The sequence below is a fragment of the Roseovarius sp. MMSF_3350 genome, assembly GCF_030733425.1.
Taxonomy (GTDB): domain Bacteria; phylum Pseudomonadota; class Alphaproteobacteria; order Rhodobacterales; family Rhodobacteraceae; genus Roseovarius.
Map to the genome: position 1 here is coordinate 71,401 of NZ_JASHIZ010000002.1, position 15,854 is coordinate 87,254.

The window sequence follows — 15,854 nt, forward strand, 5'->3', positions numbered from 1 at the left end:
GGTACTGCCGCAAGGTTCAGTGCGTCACGATGCAACGCTTCCCCGAGGAGGACGTCAGGACGACGAGATATCGGTTGCGCCGTAGGCGCTCTGCCGGATCACTCGTCGAGGCTGCCGTGGATGGCGAACTGTTCCAGCCCGGCATCCTGTGCGGCGATGGCGCGGTAGGTTTCGCGCACGCCGGCCTCGGTCAGCTCTCGCGCAACGGTCAGGAGCGTGTTGGGGTCGTGGTCTTCGCACATCTCGATCATCTGGGCGATCTCGTCGGCGGCCACGGGGCGGGCGGCGTCGATATCAGGTGCGCCGTAGACCGACACATAGTGCCGTGCCAGCGCGTCGGTCAGGGCGGCGCGTTCGGGCTCTTCGATCTGCGTGACCGCAACAAATGTCACGCGGCCGAAGGTTTCTAGCCCGAGCCAGCCGTTGGAGAACGCCTGGCGCTGTTTGCCGCTGAGGTCGGCCTCGGACCAGTTGGAAAACTCGAATCCGCCCGAGATACACCATTCGCCGGTGCGGGCGGGCGAGGGATATACGCGGGTGTCGCTCTCGTCGAAGTGGATGGCGCGGGCGAGTTTCATGTTTCTGCCTCCAGCACGGTGCTGAGCGGGATGAGTCGGGTCTCGCCGCCCGTCCGCAACAGCATTCCGAAATTTTCGTCAACGCCCATGAAGGTGCCTGTCTGGCCGTCGATGGTGATGTCTTCGCCGATGCCGTGCGCGAGGCCGCGCCATTCGGCATGCAAGGCGCGGGGGCCATCGTCTTCCCAGCGGGTGATCCAGACCAGCGTATGGCGTGCCCAGCCTTCCAGCAGGGCGACAGGGTCCACGTCGGCGCAGCCTTCCTCGTAAAGAGCGGTGCGGTCGGGGGCGTCGCCCGGCACGGCGTCTGTCAGCATCAACGGCAATTCCAGCCCAACCACCAGCCAGCCGGGCATGGCGGCGGGATCGGTCGTGCCGGCCATCGTGCGCAGGCGGCCGCAGGAAGCGCCGTTGACACGCAGGCCGCCTGTCCATTCCAGATGCACCGCCACCTCGGGCGGGGCGATGGCCCCGAGCGCGTTCTGAAAACCGACGCCGCTGGTGGGCAACATGGCCATGGCCTGTTCCAGCGGCACCTCGGGGGCCATGATCAGCGCCGCGGCAAACCGGTTGGCGCCCACGTTGTGCACGATGGTGCCGGCGTCGCAGCCAAGGGCCGCCATTGCGCAGGCCTTCTCGAACGGGTCGATGCCCGCGTCCACGGCGTGGCCCTGCATCAGGGGCGGGAAGGCCGGGTCGCGCGTCATGCCACGCCCTGTGCCACCAGCGCCCGTGCGATGTCGCGGAAGGCCTGCGACTGTGGCGCGTCGGGCTTGGACACCACGATGGGCGCGCCGCCGTCAGAGGCCATGCGGATGTCGATATGCAAGGGCACCTCGGCCAGCAGGGGCACGCCCATCTTCCGCGCTTCGGCGGCGACGCCGCCATGGCCGAAGACATGTTCCTCGTGCCCGCAGTTGGAGCAGATATGCGTGGACATGTTCTCGATCATCCCGAGGGTCGGCACCTTGAGCTGGTTGAACATGTCTATCCCCTTGCGGGCGTCGAGAAGGGCAACGTCCTGTGGGGTGGAGACGATGATCGCACCGTCCACGTGCGCCTTTTGCGCCAGTGTCATCTGCACGTCGCCGGTGCCGGGCGGCAGGTCGACGATCAGAACATCGAGCGCGCCCCATTGCACCTGCATCAGCATCTGTTGCAGGGCTCCCATCAGCATCGGGCCGCGCCAGACCACGGCCTGGTCCTCGTTGGTCATCAGGCCCAACGACATCATGGTGACGCCGTGGTTGCGCATCGGCAGGATCGTCTTGCCATCGGGCGAGGCCGGCCGGCCGGAGACGCCCAGCATCCGGGGTTGCGAGGGTCCATAGACATCGGCATCCAAGAGGCCCACGCGGCGGCCTTCGGCGGCCAGCGCACAAGCGAGGTTGGCCGACACGGTGGATTTGCCCACGCCGCCCTTGCCGGAGGCGATGGCGATGATGTGGTCGACGCCGGGCACGCGTTGCGGGCCCTGCGGTTCCGCGGGTTTGCGTTTCGTCTGGAGGTCCGGCGGCGCCTTGGCGGAATGCGCGGTCAGCACCGCGGACACGTCGGTCACGCCCTCCACGCCGCGCACGGCTTCCTGCGCCTCGGCCAGCACGGGCTCGTAGGCTTTTGACTTCGCGGGGTCGATTTCGAGCACGAAGCGGACGGTGCCGCCCTCGACATTGAGGCCACGGGTCACGCCCGCCGACACGATGTCGTCGCCCGTACCTGGGTCTTTCACGTTTTTCAGCGCGGCGAGCACGCTTTCCCTTGTTGCCGTCACGTTCAACCGCCCTTGATCGTGCCGGTGACCACGTGTTCGACATCGAGACCGTCCACGGTCAGCACGACCTTGGCCTCGAACGTCTTGCCCTCGGTGCCCTCGGTGTTGCGCATGGCGTCCTCGATGGCCTGCTGCGAGGTGACGCCGACCTGCTTAAGGAACTTGCGCATGGACATGTTGAAATCGTCGCTCATTTTACTCTCCTTTTTCCAAGAGTGTTGACGCGTGGCCCGCGTGCTTCCTAGGCTTGGGCCATGCGCGGGCAAATGTTAACCCTTATCGGCGTGATTGTGGTGGTCTGTCTCGGGATGTCCACCTCAGAAGGGCGTGCGGCGGAGGATTTTCGCCTTGGGGCGCCGCCACCGCTGACCGAAAGCGGGCTTCTGGACTACGTGTTGCCGCGATTCTCGCTGAAGACGGGGATCCGGGTCGACGTTGTGGACCTGGACGAGGGTGCCGATATCTTGCTGGCCCCCGATGCCGAAGGGCCGCGCGTATTCGACGGACCGCACACGAAGTGGCGGATGCAGATCAATACGCCCAGCCACGAGGGCGCGATCGCGTTTGCAGATTGGCTGACCTCCGAGATCGGCCAACGGACGGTAACAAGCTATGAGGTCGAGGGCGCGGCACCGTTCGGTCTGCCCAAGGAGGAAGAGGCCGAGGTGGCCGAGGTCAGTTTCGACGGTGATGCGGGCCTTGGGCATGATCTGTCGGTAACCCATTGTGCGCGGTGTCACGCGGTGAGCGAGGCCACGCGTATGAATGCCATGGCTTCGACCCCCAGTTTCGCCGTGCTGCGGGCGATGGCGGACTGGGACCGGCGTTTCCAGACCTTCTATATCCTGAACCCGCACCCGGCGTTTACCCAGATCGAGGACGTGACCGAGCCGTTCCCCATCAACCGCCCATCGCCGATCGCCCCCATGGAGATCACGATAGACGACTTGCAGGCCATCCTGGCCTACGTGTCCGGCGTGGAGCCCGCCGACCTCGGGGCACCGATCGAGCATCAATGATCCCTGCGTTTCGAGAAATAGTCGTCGGTGGTGCGGACCTGCGGGCGCTCGCCGCCCGCGAAGGGATTGTCCTTTGAGTGGAACTGCGCCTTCACCCGGCAGTCGTCGCACATCTGGATGAGCCGTGCCGCCGAATCCGAGCCGAACATGGAGTGCTTGCCGGCGAGCTTCTCGGTGATCCGGTCGATCGTGGATTTCACGCCGAAGGGCACGCCGCATTCGATGCATTCGGCCGGTTCTTCCTCATTGAGTACGACCTGGCCCATCGCCTCGTCGCGCAGGTTGAGACGCGGTTCGTAGGCGATGGCGTCCTCGGGGCAGATGTTGGCGCAGAGGCCGCATTGCAGGCAGGCGTCTTCCTGGAAGCGCAGCTCGGGCTTGTCGGGGTTTTCGACGAGCGCGCCGGATGGGCAGAGCGAGACGCAGGAAAGGCAGAGCGTGCAGGCGTCCGTGTCGACCAGAACGGCGCCATAGGGCGCGTCGTCGGGCAGGGGCAGGATGGTGTCGTCGCCATGCAGGGCCTTGGCGGCAAGGCGCGCGACCTGCCGGCGGCTGCCCATGGGCAGGACGGGCTCGGCCACCGGATCGGGGCGGGCGTCGTCGGTGTAGAGCGCGTCGCAGAGTGCGTCGGGCTCGGCCACGTCAAGCAGGGCGATGCGGCCCTCCCCGGCGATGGCGCGGGCCAGCGGGACCTCGCGGTCGAGCGCGTCGCGTTCGGTGGTGGGCGACAGCAGGATCGTCACGTCTGTGAACCCAGATGCCAGCGCGGCCAGCATCTCGGCATGGCCGAAGCCCGAGAGCGCGGGCACTTCCAGCGGGATCACGTCGGCGGGCAGGCCGCGCGAATAGCGGGCGGCGAGGCTGATCATCTGCTGGCCGTGGCTGTCGTCGCAGACCAGCAGGCGCGGGGCGGTGCCGCCGGCCTTGCGGTAGGTCGAGGCCAGCGTCTGGATGCGGCGGAAGAGCGTGGCGGGCGCGGGCGCGTCGTAGGAGATGGCGCCGGAGGGGCAGAGCGCCGAACACGCGCCGCAGCCCGCGCAGATCATCGGGTCGACGGTGACATGCTCGCCTGCCGGGGAAATCGCGCCGGTGGGGCAGACGTCGAGGCAGTTGGTGCACCCTACCTGCTGCGCGCGGGAATGGGCGCAAAGCAGGGGTTGGACCGCGACGTAGAGCGGTTTCTCGAAGGTGCCGATCAGCTGGCTGGCGTTCAGGATCGCGTCGGCCACAGCCGGTATGCTGCCGGGATCGGCGCGCAGGTAGCCTTCGCGTTTTTGTGGGGCGGGGAAGAGCGGCGTGCCGCCGGTCAGGTCGAGGATGATGTCGCATTCGGTGCGGGCGCCGTCACGCCGGGCGGACCATGTCAGGGCGCCCCTGCCTGACGGGTCGACCTGTTGCAACGCGTCGATCTGGACCGAAAAGCCGCCCAATGCGCCGGTGGCGCGCTTCAGCTTGCCGCGGATCACGTCGAAGCCCGCGGGGTCGGGGGCGTCGGCGTCGTCGGTCAGAAGGACGGTCACACCGAGGATGTCCTTGAGCTTGTCTGCGGCGGGCAGGGCGGCGCCCGAGGCGCCGATGACAAGGCACAGACCCTCGGACATGATGTCGAGCGATTTGCCCGACGGCACGTCCAGCGTGGCCTCGGCCAGGAGGGCGGCCATTTTGGGCAGTTTGCCGGCGGGGTCGTCGGACCATCCGGCCCGATCGCGCAGGTCGGTGACAGGTGGCTCGGGCAGGTCCATCTCGGCGGCGAGTTCCGCGAACAGACGTTGTTCCTGCCGACAGCACAGGATGGCGTCACCCGATGCGATGGCCTGGGCGGTGGTGTCGGTCTGGGTGGTGCAGAGGCCGGAATGAACCACGCTGCAGGTGAGGCCGGTCGCAGCCTCGAGCGCGTCCTTATCGAGCGCTTGAGAGCCCGCACAATTGCACAGAATCAGTTGCTTAGTCATGGTTTGCCCCGGCTTTCACTGGCGGTCGCGCCTTGGTCCGGCGCGACGAGCTGATGGATTGCAATGCAGATCTCTCCTCATAAATCTGCACGGGCCTTGCGCCCCCTTTTCCGACAACAAGGGTCAGGAATGACGGCTGCTTGGCCTGCGATTCTTCTGCCCTTCCCGTCGCCGTTGCAAGCAGGAAACCTGAGCATTTTTCTTGTACGGTCATTCTGTCCGCGCCCTTGAGAAATCAGCGTCATCACTGCCCAAAATGTCCAGATTTGCGATCTGTCCACGATTGCATGCTTTTTTCCTTTGAGACGCCGCGACAGTTGGCACAAGGTGAAGTGACGGGAGGATACCAGCCACACATGATCCACAATCCGGACATGTACGCCACTATGCCTTTGGGGATCGTCATGCGCCGTACGCCGGGCGTGACGCGCTGGGCTGCGTGGGCGTGGAAGGCCGTGGCGGTTCTGCCCGGGGCCGGTCCTGCCGCGTGGCGGGTGCTGCGCGAAGAGGGCGATGTCACCGAATACCACGCCGCGACGATGACGCTGGAACTGCACGGGGCGGAGACCGAAAGCTATCTGCATGGCCTGTCGGCGCAGGTGCCGTCGGTCTACGCGGTCTTTCGCGAGGGGGGCGGCAAGTGCCCGTTGGAGGCGGTGCTGGTGACCGCCTCGCCCTACGAGGCGCAGGATTACGAAGATAATGGCGAGGACATCGTCGAGAAGATCCCGATGCCCGAGGGGCTGATCGCCTGGGTCCGGGACTTTGCCGAGACCTACCACACCGAAGAGGAATTCAAGAAACGCCGGCGCGACCGGGTGAAGGTGGATGCGCATGTGGACGGTATCGGCGACCCGCGGATCGTTCAGCAACGCGACATCTACCGCTCGCCCACGCTGCGGCGGAAAGGGCGGATGCAATGAGCGCACGCGAAGATTTCTGGTCGCGCCGCAAGGCGCGGGTGGCGGCGGAGGATGCCGCCGAGGTCGAGGCGCGCGAAGAGGCGAAGCGGGCCGAGGCGCGTGCAACGCTTGAGGAGAAAAGCGACGCCGAGGTGCTAGAACTGCTGGGCCTGCCCGATCCCGAAACAATGAACAAGGGCGACGATTTCAGCGCTTTCATGGCCGAGGCGGTGCCGGACCGCATTCGCCGCTGGGCGCTGCGGCGGCTGTGGGGCACGAACCCGGCATTGGCCAACCTGGATGGGCTGCTGGATTACGGCGAGGATTTCACCGACAAGGCGATGGTCATCGAGAACATGCAGACCGCCTATCAGGTGGGCAAGGGCATGTTGACCCATGTGCAGAAACTGGCCCGCGAGGCGGAGGCCCTGACGGCCATGGCCGAGCGCGATGCCGAGGGTGAGGCCGAAGACGAAGCCGGCGCGCCGGAGCCCGAAGTCGATACCGAAGAAACGGTCGAGATGGCCGAGGTCGAGCCGGCCTACAGCTACACTTACGAGCCTGCCGCGGCAGAGGCGGACACATGGGCACCGCCGCCGCGCCGGCGGATGCACTTCACCTTCGACGATGCAAGCGAGAGCACGACATGAGCAACCAGGAGGCGGTCATGACGACAGACATCCGGTCCCAGATTGCCGAGGAAGACCGGCTGCGTGCCGATCTTTACGATTTTCTGGGCGTGCTGCTGGCCGGGCCCCCGTCCGAGGCGCTGCTGGCGCAGACCGCCGGGCTGTCGGGCGACAATGAGACCGACCTTGGCGTCGCGATAGCGGCCCTGTCGCGCATCGCCAGGCACACTAAGCCGCAGGCGGTCGAACGCGAGTTCAACGCGCTGTTCATTGGCCTGGGGCGCGGCGAGCTTTTGCCCTATGCCAGCTATTACCTGACCGGATTCCTGAACGAGAAGCCGCTGGCGAGCCTGCGGCGCGACATGGCGGCGCGGGGCATGACCCGGGCGCAGAACGTCTATGAGCCCGAGGACAACATAGCGTCGCTGATGGAGATGATGGGCGGGCTGATCACCGGGCGGTTCGGCAAGCCCGCGACGCTGGCCAATCAGAAGACGTTCTTCAATACGCATATCGGCCCCTGGGCCGGGCACTTTTTCACGGATTTGGAGGCTGCGAAGAACTCGGTTCTCTATGCCTCGGTCGGCGCTGTCGGCCGGGTGTTCATGGATATCGAGGCGGAAGGTTTCCGGATGAGCGCGGAGGGATCCGCATGAACCGGCAGGGCGACCTGTCATCACCAGAGAGGAGGACTCTCATGAGCGAGAAAACGCAAGGCAACAGCCGGCGCGATTTTCTGAAGATGGCCGCCGCAGGCGCGCCCGCGGTCGCGGTCGCAACGGCAGCCAGCACCGGCACCGCCGAAGCGGCGGAACCGGACCTGTCATCGGACAAGATGCAGGACACCGCGCACACGCGCGCATACTTCGATAGCGCCCGGTTCTGACCGGACGTGATCACTTGACCTGCCGGCGACTGGTTGCGGGACGCCCGACTGTCGGTGGATAACCTTAGTACCCAGCAATCCCGATCGGGAGAGCTCGGGAGGAGAGAGAAACATGCTTAGGAAAAAGACCAACGGGGTTGCGCGACGCCCCCAGCGGACAAGTATCCTGTCTGAGGTCGGGGGAAAGACCATCGACCGCCGCGCGTTCCTGCGCGGCTCTGGCCTGGCCATCGGTGGCCTGGCCGCGATTGGGGCAACGGGGGGCACTGTCACTCGGGCCAACGCGGCGGCCGCCGCTAACGCGGCTGTCAACACGGTGAAATCGGTTTGCACGCACTGCTCGGTCGGCTGCACGGTCGTGGCCGAGGTGAGCGACGGCGTCTGGGTGGGCCAGGAGCCCGGCTGGGACAGCCCGTTCAACCTGGGCGCCCACTGCGCCAAGGGCGCATCGGTGCGCGAGCACGCCCATGGCGAGCGCCGCCTGAAATACCCGATGAAGAAAGAGGGTGGCGAGTGGAAGCGCATCAGCTGGGAACAGGCGATCAACGAGATCGGCGACGGCATGATGAACATCCGGGAAGAAAGTGGCCCGGACAGCGTCTATTGGCTGGGCTCTGCCAAGCATAACAACGAACAGGCCTACCTGTTCCGCAAGTTCGCCGCCTACTGGGGCACGAACAACGTGGACCACCAGGCCCGTATCTGTCACTCGACGACCGTTGCAGGTGTTGCCAACACCTGGGGCTACGGTGCGATGACCAACAGCTACAACGACATCCACAATTCCCAGGCGATCTTCATCATCGGCGGCAACCCGGCGGAAGCACACCCCGTCAGCCTGCTGCACGTGCTGAAGGCCAAGGAACAGAACAACGCACCGCTGATCGTGTGCGACCCGCGCTTCACGCGCACGGCCGCCCACGCGGACGAGTATGTGCGGTTCCGCCCGGGCACGGACGTGGCGCTGGTCTGGGGCATCCTGTGGCACATCTTCGAGAACGGCTGGGAGGACAAGGAGTTCATCCGCACCCGTGTCTGGGGGATGGACCAGATCAAGGACGAAGTGTCCAAGTGGACGCCCGAGGAAGTGGAACGTGTGACCGGCACACCCGGCAGCCAGCTTGAGCGGGTTGCACGGACGCTGGCCAACAACCGTCCCGGCACCGTGATCTGGTGCATGGGCGGCACCCAGCATACCAACGGCAACAACAACACCCGCGCCTACTGCATCCTGCAGCTGGCCCTTGGCAACATGGGCACGTCGGGCGGCGGCACCAACATCTTCCGCGGGCACGACAACGTGCAGGGCGCGACGGACCTTGGTGTTCTGAGCCACACGCTGCCGGGCTACTACGGCCTGTCGGCGGGGGCATGGGGCCACTGGGCCCGTGTCTGGGGCGAAGACCCCGAATGGCTGGGCGGACGTTTCGTCACGACCAAGACCAAGGATGGCAAGGACACCAGCCTGCAGAACCTGTCGGGCATCCCCGTCAGCCGCTGGATCGACGGTGTGCTTGAAGATCCCGAGAACATGGACAACCCCAACAAGGTGCGTGCCATGGTCCTGTGGGGTCACGCGCCGAACAGCCAGACCCGGATGACGGAAATGAAGACGGCGATGGAGCAGCTGGACATGCTGGTCGTGGTCGACCCGTATCCGACCGTTTCGGCCGTGCTGCATGACCGGACCGATGGCGTCTACCTGCTGCCGGCCTGTACGCAGTTCGAGACCTATGGCTCGGTCACCGCGTCCAACCGGTCGCTGCAGTGGCGGGAAAAGGTCGTCGATCCGCTGTTCGAGTCGAAGTCGGACCATGAGATCATCGGTCTGTTCGCGCAGAAGTTCGGTTTCCACGACCGGATGTTCCGCAATATCGGCATCGAGGATGACGGCGTGACGCCGAACATCGAGGACACGCTGCGCGAGATCAACCGCGGCATGTGGACGATCGGCTACACGGGTCAAAGCCCGGAACGGCTGAAGATGCACATGGAGAACCAGCACACGTTCGACCGTACCACGCTGAAGGCGAATGGCGGTCCGGCTGACGGAGACTATTACGGTCTACCGTGGCCAAGCTGGGGCACGCCGGAGATGAAGCACCCCGGTACGCCGAACCTCTATGACATGTCCAAGCCGGTGGCCGAGGGTGGCTTGACCTTCCGCGCGCGTTTCGGCGTGGAGCGGGACGGTGACAACCTGCTGGCCGAAGGCGTCTACAGCGTCGGATCGGAGATCCAGGACGGGTACCCCGAGTTCACCTATCAGATGCTTGTCGACCTGGGTTGGGACAGTGACCTGACCGAGGAAGAAAAGCGCGTCATGGGCCGGGTGGCCGGTGTCGAGGGCATCGACGAAGACGCGTCGGTGGGCAACCAGGACGACGGCGAGGAAGCGCAGAACGCGACCGAAGGCGGCCAGACCGAGGAGGTGCAGGACACCGCCGAGGCCCAGAACCTGGCGCAGCCCAATGGCGAGCAGGGGGCCGACGAAGAAGTGGGCGAGCAGGCGATGTCGCCGTTCCCATCCGACTTCAACGAGAAGGTCTCGGCCGTCAACTGGAAGACCGACCTGTCGGGCGGTATCCAGCGGGTCGCGATCAAGCATGGCTGTGCGCCGTTCGGCAACGCCAAGGCCCGTGCCGTGGTGTGGACCTTCCCCGACCCGGTGCCGCTGCACCGCGAGCCGCTTTACACCTCGCGGCGCGACCTGGTCGCGGACTATCCGACCTACGAGGACCGGCATGCGTACCGCCTGCCGACGCTTTATGCCTCGATCCAGAAGAACGATTTTTCGAAGGACTTCCCGATTGTCCTGACATCCGGTCGTCTGGTCGAGTACGAGGGCGGCGGTGACGAGACGCGGTCGAACCCGTGGCTGGCCGAACTGCAGCAGGACATGTTCGTGGAGATCAACCCGCGCGACGCCAACAACCTTGGTGTGCGGGATGGCGAGCAGGTCTGGGTCGAAGGGCCCGAGGGCGGCAAGGTCAAGGTCATGGCCATGGTGACAAACCGGGTGGGCGAAGGCGTTGCCTTCATGCCGTTCCACTTCGGCGGTCACTTCCAGGGGGAGGACCAGCGGAGCAAGTATCCCGATGGTGCCGATCCCTATGTTCTGGGTGAATCCACCAACACCGCCCAGACATATGGCTACGACTCCGTAACCCAGATGCAGGAGACGAAGGCGACTCTCTGCAAGATCTCAGCAGCATAAGGAGAAGATGGAATGGCTAGAGCTAAATTCCTGTGTGACGCCGAACGCTGCATCGAGTGCAACGCCTGCGTGACCGCGTGTAAGAACGAGCATGAGGTGCCGTGGGGCATCAACCGTCGCCGCGTGGTGACCATCGAGGATGGTAACCCCGGTGAACGCTCGATCTCGGTGGCCTGCATGCATTGTTCCGATGCGCCGTGCATGGCGGTCTGTCCGGTAGACTGTTTCTACCAGAGCGAGGAAGGCGTCGTCCTTCACTCCAAGGACCTGTGTATCGGTTGCGGCTATTGCTTCTACGCGTGCCCGTTCGGCGCGCCGCAATTCCCGCAGGCCGGCAACTTCGGATCGCGCGGCAAGATGGACAAGTGTACCTTCTGCGCCGGCGGCCCCGAAGAGAACAACAGCCAGGCCGAGTTCAACAAGTACGGGCGCAACCGGATCGCGGAAGGCAAGCTGCCGATCTGCGCCGAGATGTGTTCGACCAAGGCGCTGCTGGCCGGCGACGGAGACGTGGTCGCGAATATCTATCGCGAACGCGTCGTTTCCCGTGGCTTCGGCTCGGGCGCCTGGGGTTGGGGCACGGCCTATGACCAGAAGGGCGGCTGATCGCCCGGCACGGTCGTGACAACGGCATCGAAAGAGGCGGGATTGTCCCGCCTCTTTCTCCCCGTCTCGGCAAAGGGGACACTGAGAGTATCTTGAGAAACGCACTTTCGATCACGTGGCGGCACGCCGCAAAGTCCGTTTCCCAGAATATTCGCGATACACCCCGTAGAGGTGAGGCCCGCGAAGCCGGGCAGGGTAGAAAGGAAAAGACATGCACAGGCTGTTTCTGATTTGTCTTCTGAGCTTGACGATGCTGGCCGCACCGGGCGCGCAGGCGCAGGAGGCGGGCGAGTTGACCGCGCCCGAGGCCACGCAGACCGACCGTTCGGCCACGGGAGGCGCGCAGACGCTGGAGGACATCCTGGCCCGGCAGCGTGGCGAGCAGGTACCCAACCGTGCACGCGCGGGCGAAGACCCCGACAGTGCCGGCGCAATGGTGGGTCAGCTCGGTGCGTTTGGCGGGTCATCGGATTCCGATGTCTGGAGCGCGTTGCGCTATGGTACCGCTGACGTGACCGTGTCGTCGGGCGGCGCACCGGCCCGTGTTCTGATCCAGGATAACGGGATGTGGTGGCTGAATTTCCGGCAGGGGCCGCTGATCAAGTATGGCGGCTGGCTGCTGCTGGGCACGATCGCGCTGCTGGCGCTGTTCTTTCTGTTCCGGGGGCGCATCCGCATCGACGGCGAAAAGACGGGGCGCACCGTGACCCGTTTCAAGTTCATCGAACGCTTTGCACATTGGCTGATGGCGGGGTCCTTCATTCTGCTGGGCCTGACCGGACTCTTGGTCTTGATGGGACGCAAGTTCATCATACCTGCCTTTGGGCACGAGGCGTTCGCGACCGCCGCCGTCGCCTCGAAATGGATACACAACAACGTCAGTTGGGCCTTCATGCTGGGCCTGATCCTGGCCTTCATCTTTTGGGTGGCGCACAATATCCCCAACAAGACCGACCTGAAATGGATCGCCGTCGGCGGCGGCATGTTCAAGAAGGGCGTGCACCCCGCGGCCAAGAAGTTCAACGCCGGCCAGAAGCTGATCTTCTGGTCGGTTATGATCCTGGGCGCGTCGATCTCTGCGTCCGGCCTGTCGCTGCTGTTTCCGTTTGAGTTGCCGATGTTCGCGAAGACCTTCGTGATCCTGAACGACATGGGGGTACCGCAGCTTCTGGGTTTCGGGGCCTTGCCGGAACAGCTCGCCCCGCATGAAGAGATGCAATACGCGCAGCTGTGGCACGCGATTGTCAGCTTCGTGCTGATGGCTATCGTGATCGCGCATATCTACATCGGCTCGGTCGGGATGGAAGGTGCGTATGACGCGATGGGCTCTGGCCAGGTCGAGGAACAGTGGGCGCGCGAGCACCATAGTCTGTGGCTCGACGAAGTGCAGCAGCGCGAGGGCGAGCCGAAACCGGCCAACGCCGCGACGACGCCCGCGGAATAGATGCGCGCCTTCGTGCTGGCATGCGCGGGCCTGCTGGCCGCCGGTGCGCCGGCGGCGCAGGAATTCACCACGCTGAAAGGGCATGGCGGCCCGGTCATGGGGATCGACGTGAACCCCGAAACCGGCCACGTCGCCACGGCGAGTTTCGACAATTCCGTGGGGCTGTGGGAGGGGCGCACGCCGCGCTGGCTGGAGGGGCATGACGCGGCGGTGATCACGGTGCGGTTTCTCGACGAAACGACCGCAGCGTCGGGCAGCGATGATTTCGACGTGATCCTGTGGTCCTTGCCCGACGGAACGGCGACGCGGCTGGAGGGGCATCAGGGCAAGGTTGCCGATATCGCGCTGTCGCCGGATGGCACGACGCTCGCGACGGCGAGTTGGGACGGCTCGATCGGGCTGTGGCCGCGCGACGGCGGCGCGGCGCGTTTCCTCAAGGGGCACAATGCGTCGGTCAGCGATGTTGCCTTCAGCGCGGACGGCGCGCGGTTGTACTCGGCCTCCGCCGACGGGACGATCCGATTGTGGCAGGTGAACGGGGACGGGGCGCCGCGCGTCGTGGTGAACGCGGGGTTCGGCGTGAACCGCCTGATCCTCGACCCGGACGACCAGTGGCTGGCCTATGGCGCGGTGGATGGCGTGACGCGCGTGGTCGACCCGATGTCGGGTGAGACGATCCGGGACTTCTCGCTCGACCGGCGGCCGATCCTGTCGATGGCCTATCACGCGGCCAGCGGGCAGTTGGCGGTGGGCGACGGGCACGGGTTCATCATGATGATCGACACCGAAGCGTGGCAGATCGTGAGGGATTTCCGTGCCATGCGGCAGGGGCCGGTCTGGGCGCTCGAATTCTCGCCCGACGGCACGATGATCTATGCCGGCGGAATCGAGGACGTGGCCTATGGCTGGCCCGTGGCGGATCTCGACGCGTTCGATCCCGCGGGCAGTGACCAGCGCACATTTCTGCGCGACCCCGAGGCGATGCCCAACGGCGAGCGGCAGTTCATGCGCAAATGTTCCATCTGCCACGCCCTGACCCCGCCGCCGTCGCGCAAGGCGGGGCCGTCGCTGCACGGTCTTTTCGGGCGCAAGGCGGGCACGGTGCCGGGATATCCTTATTCCGATATCCTGGACGGGTCTGATATCGTCTGGAGCGAAGAGACCATAGATGCGCTTTTCGACATCGGCCCGGACCATTATATTCCCGGCTCGAAGATGCCGATGCAGCGCATCACCGCCGGGCAGGACCGGCAGGACCTGATCGAATATCTGCGCGAGGCCACCGGGCCCTGAGACGCGCCATGAAAGGGAGAACTGAGAGATGAAAGCCATGCTTTCCGCGTTTGCCGCCACGGCCATCATCGCCGTGGTCGCGTGGTACGGGCTGCACGAGGCGGGCTTTTCCGCCGGGGACCGCAATTCCGGGGAGTCGGTGCGGCTGGGAGACGGCTGAGGCATGTCAAAGCCCGCGGTCGCGCAACAGCAAGCAGACCCGGCCGAGAAGGCGCGGGACGATTATGGCGAGAACCTGCAATTCGCTTCGGTGCTGGTAATCGACGACGAACCGGGGATGCGCAACTTTCTGACCAAGATCCTGGAGCCGCGGGTCAAGCGGGTGGAACAGGCGCGGTCGGCCGAACAGGCGGCGGAAATCCTTGACCTAGCGCATTTCGACCTTGTGATCCTCGACAACGTGATGCCGGGCAAGACCGGGCTGGACTGGCTGACGGAACAGCGGCGCGTGGGGCTGTTCGCCGACACGATCATGATCACGGCCTATGCCGATCTGGATACGGCGATCCGGGCGCTGCGGACGGGCGTGGCGGATTTCGTGCTGAAGCCGTTCCGCGCCAACCAGATTCTGAACGCGGTGGCCCGCGCGCTGGACCGCAAGTACTTGCGACGCGAGAATTTTCTTCTGAAGCACGAGTTGAGCGAAGGCGGACAGGCCGCGCGTGGGCGTCTTCTGGGCAATTCGCCGGCGATCCAGCGGGTGCGCGACGTTCTGGCCAAGCTGGCGCCGACGCCGGCCTCGGTCCTGTTCACAGGAGCCAGCGGCACGGGCAAGGAGATTGCCGCGCGGACCCTGCACGCCATGTCGGACCGCGCCGGAGAGCCGTTCGTGGCTGTCAATTGTGCCGCGGTCTCGCCCGATCACATCGCCGAGGAACTGTTCGGCGTGGTCGAGGGGCGCGACCGCACCCGCGACGGCCTGTTCTTGCATGCAGATGGCGGCACGCTGTTCCTGGATGAGGTGGCGCAACTGCCCGAACAGGTGCAGGCGGGTCTGTTGCGTGTGCTGGAAGATCGCAAGATCCGGCCACTCGGGGCCGAGCGCGAGATCCCGCTGAACCTGCGTTTTTTCTTTGCCACCAACGCCGATCTGCAGGCCGAGGTCGATGCGGGGCGGTTCCGCGCGGACCTGTATCACCGCATCAACGTGGTGAACGTGGACATGCCGTCGCTGGCCGACCGCAGCGAGGATATCGTGGAACTTGCGGCGCTGTTCATGAGCGAGTTTTCCCGCGCGCTGGCGTTGCCGGCGCTGGACCTGAACGAGGAAATCCTGCTCAAACTGAGCCGCTATGACTGGCCCGGGAACGTGCGCGAGCTGCGCAATCTGGTTGAGCGGTCGGTGATCCTTGGCCAGTTTCCGGAAGAATTCGCGGGCCACGGCACGGTGACGGGGCAGGAGGCGATCGAGACCTTGGCGCTGGTGGAGCAGCGGCACATCATGAGCGTGCTGGACGCCTGCAATGGCAACCGAGCCGAGGCGGCGCGGCGTCTGGGGGTCAGCCGCAAGACGGTCGATCGCAAATGCGCGTCCTGGGGTATTTGAGCGGACCGGGC

Annotated in this window: 17 protein-coding genes; 11 read left to right on the forward strand and 6 right to left on the reverse strand. The window is 65.3% G+C overall.

Annotation, left to right across the window (positions count from 1 at the left end; translation table 11 throughout):
- Positions 1-98 precede the first annotated feature (98 nt).
- The 4 genes from RBB31_RS02925 to RBB31_RS02940 are packed head-to-tail and all read right to left on the reverse strand — an operon-like array spanning position 99 to position 2,543.
- A complete protein-coding gene (locus RBB31_RS02925; protein ID WP_306127754.1) occupies positions 99-578 on the reverse strand; it encodes a DUF6505 family protein in 480 nt (159 codons plus the stop codon).
- Positions 575-1,285: a biotin/lipoate--protein ligase family protein gene (locus tag RBB31_RS02930; RefSeq protein ID WP_306127755.1), complete on the reverse strand. Its 711-nt coding sequence runs from the start codon at positions 1,283-1,285 to the stop codon at positions 575-577. Before RBB31_RS02930 ends, RBB31_RS02925 begins: the two co-directional genes overlap by 4 nt.
- Positions 1,282-2,349, reverse strand: coding sequence for an iron-sulfur cluster carrier protein ApbC (gene apbC, locus RBB31_RS02935; protein ID WP_306127756.1), 1,068 nt, complete (start codon positions 2,347-2,349; stop codon positions 1,282-1,284). Before apbC ends, RBB31_RS02930 begins: the two co-directional genes overlap by 4 nt.
- 2 nt (positions 2,350-2,351) lie before the next feature.
- The gene (locus RBB31_RS02940) at positions 2,352-2,543 is read right to left on the reverse strand and encodes a DUF6494 family protein (protein ID WP_306127757.1); all 192 of its coding nucleotides are present in this window, start codon (positions 2,541-2,543) and stop codon (positions 2,352-2,354) included.
- A gap of 72 nt (positions 2,544-2,615) precedes the next feature.
- Between RBB31_RS02940 and RBB31_RS02945 the strand changes: the two genes are divergently transcribed.
- Positions 2,616-3,368, forward strand: a complete 753-nt coding sequence (locus tag RBB31_RS02945) for a hypothetical protein (RefSeq protein ID WP_306127758.1) — start codon at positions 2,616-2,618, stop codon at positions 3,366-3,368.
- Here RBB31_RS02945 and RBB31_RS02950 read toward each other — a convergent pair.
- Together RBB31_RS02950 and RBB31_RS02955 are read right to left on the reverse strand one after the other, a co-directional pair.
- On the reverse strand, positions 3,362-5,320 hold the full coding sequence (locus RBB31_RS02950; RefSeq protein ID WP_306127759.1) for a 4Fe-4S binding protein: 1,959 nt from the start codon (positions 5,318-5,320) through the stop codon (positions 3,362-3,364). The genes RBB31_RS02945 and RBB31_RS02950 overlap by 7 nt on opposite strands.
- Complete coding sequence (locus RBB31_RS02955) at positions 5,313-5,534, reverse strand: hypothetical protein (RefSeq protein WP_306127760.1); 222 nt, start codon at positions 5,532-5,534, stop codon at positions 5,313-5,315. The genes RBB31_RS02950 and RBB31_RS02955 overlap by 8 nt, the downstream gene beginning before the upstream one ends.
- Before the next feature lie 142 nt (positions 5,535-5,676).
- Between RBB31_RS02955 and RBB31_RS02960 the strand changes: the two genes are divergently transcribed.
- The 10 genes from RBB31_RS02960 (at position 5,677) to RBB31_RS03005 (ending at position 15,843) form a co-directional block, all read left to right on the forward strand.
- Positions 5,677-6,243: a DUF3305 domain-containing protein gene (locus RBB31_RS02960; protein ID WP_306127761.1), complete on the forward strand. Its 567-nt coding sequence runs from the start codon at positions 5,677-5,679 to the stop codon at positions 6,241-6,243.
- Positions 6,240-6,872 (forward strand): DUF3306 domain-containing protein, encoded by a 633-nt coding sequence (locus RBB31_RS02965; RefSeq protein ID WP_306127762.1) that lies wholly within the window; start codon positions 6,240-6,242, stop codon positions 6,870-6,872. Before RBB31_RS02960 ends, RBB31_RS02965 begins: the two co-directional genes overlap by 4 nt.
- A 17-nt stretch (positions 6,873-6,889) precedes the next feature.
- Positions 6,890-7,507 (forward strand): molecular chaperone, encoded by a 618-nt coding sequence (locus RBB31_RS02970; protein ID WP_306127763.1) that lies wholly within the window; start codon positions 6,890-6,892, stop codon positions 7,505-7,507.
- Between the two features lie 41 nt (positions 7,508-7,548).
- Positions 7,549-7,737: a ubiquinol-cytochrome c reductase iron-sulfur subunit N-terminal domain-containing protein gene (locus RBB31_RS02975; protein WP_057795128.1), complete on the forward strand. Its 189-nt coding sequence runs from the start codon at positions 7,549-7,551 to the stop codon at positions 7,735-7,737.
- Between the two features lie 112 nt (positions 7,738-7,849).
- Positions 7,850-10,954 (forward strand): formate dehydrogenase subunit alpha, encoded by a 3,105-nt coding sequence (locus RBB31_RS02980; RefSeq protein ID WP_306127764.1) that lies wholly within the window; start codon positions 7,850-7,852, stop codon positions 10,952-10,954.
- A gap of 12 nt (positions 10,955-10,966) precedes the next feature.
- On the forward strand, positions 10,967-11,560 hold the full coding sequence (gene fdh3B / locus RBB31_RS02985) for a formate dehydrogenase FDH3 subunit beta (RefSeq protein ID WP_103762212.1): 594 nt from the start codon (positions 10,967-10,969) through the stop codon (positions 11,558-11,560).
- A 211-nt stretch (positions 11,561-11,771) separates the two neighbouring features.
- Positions 11,772-13,004, forward strand: coding sequence for a formate dehydrogenase subunit gamma (locus RBB31_RS02990; protein ID WP_306127765.1), 1,233 nt, complete (start codon positions 11,772-11,774; stop codon positions 13,002-13,004).
- A complete protein-coding gene (locus tag RBB31_RS02995; protein WP_306127766.1) occupies positions 13,005-14,297 on the forward strand; it encodes a c-type cytochrome in 1,293 nt (430 codons plus the stop codon).
- Positions 14,298-14,325: 28 nt separating this feature from the next.
- The gene (locus tag RBB31_RS03000; protein WP_306127767.1) at positions 14,326-14,457 is read left to right on the forward strand and encodes a hypothetical protein; all 132 of its coding nucleotides are present in this window, start codon (positions 14,326-14,328) and stop codon (positions 14,455-14,457) included.
- Positions 14,458-14,460: 3 nt separating this feature from the next.
- On the forward strand, positions 14,461-15,843 hold the full coding sequence (locus RBB31_RS03005) for a sigma-54 dependent transcriptional regulator (RefSeq protein WP_306127768.1): 1,383 nt from the start codon (positions 14,461-14,463) through the stop codon (positions 15,841-15,843).
- Positions 15,844-15,854: the final 11 nt, after the last annotated feature.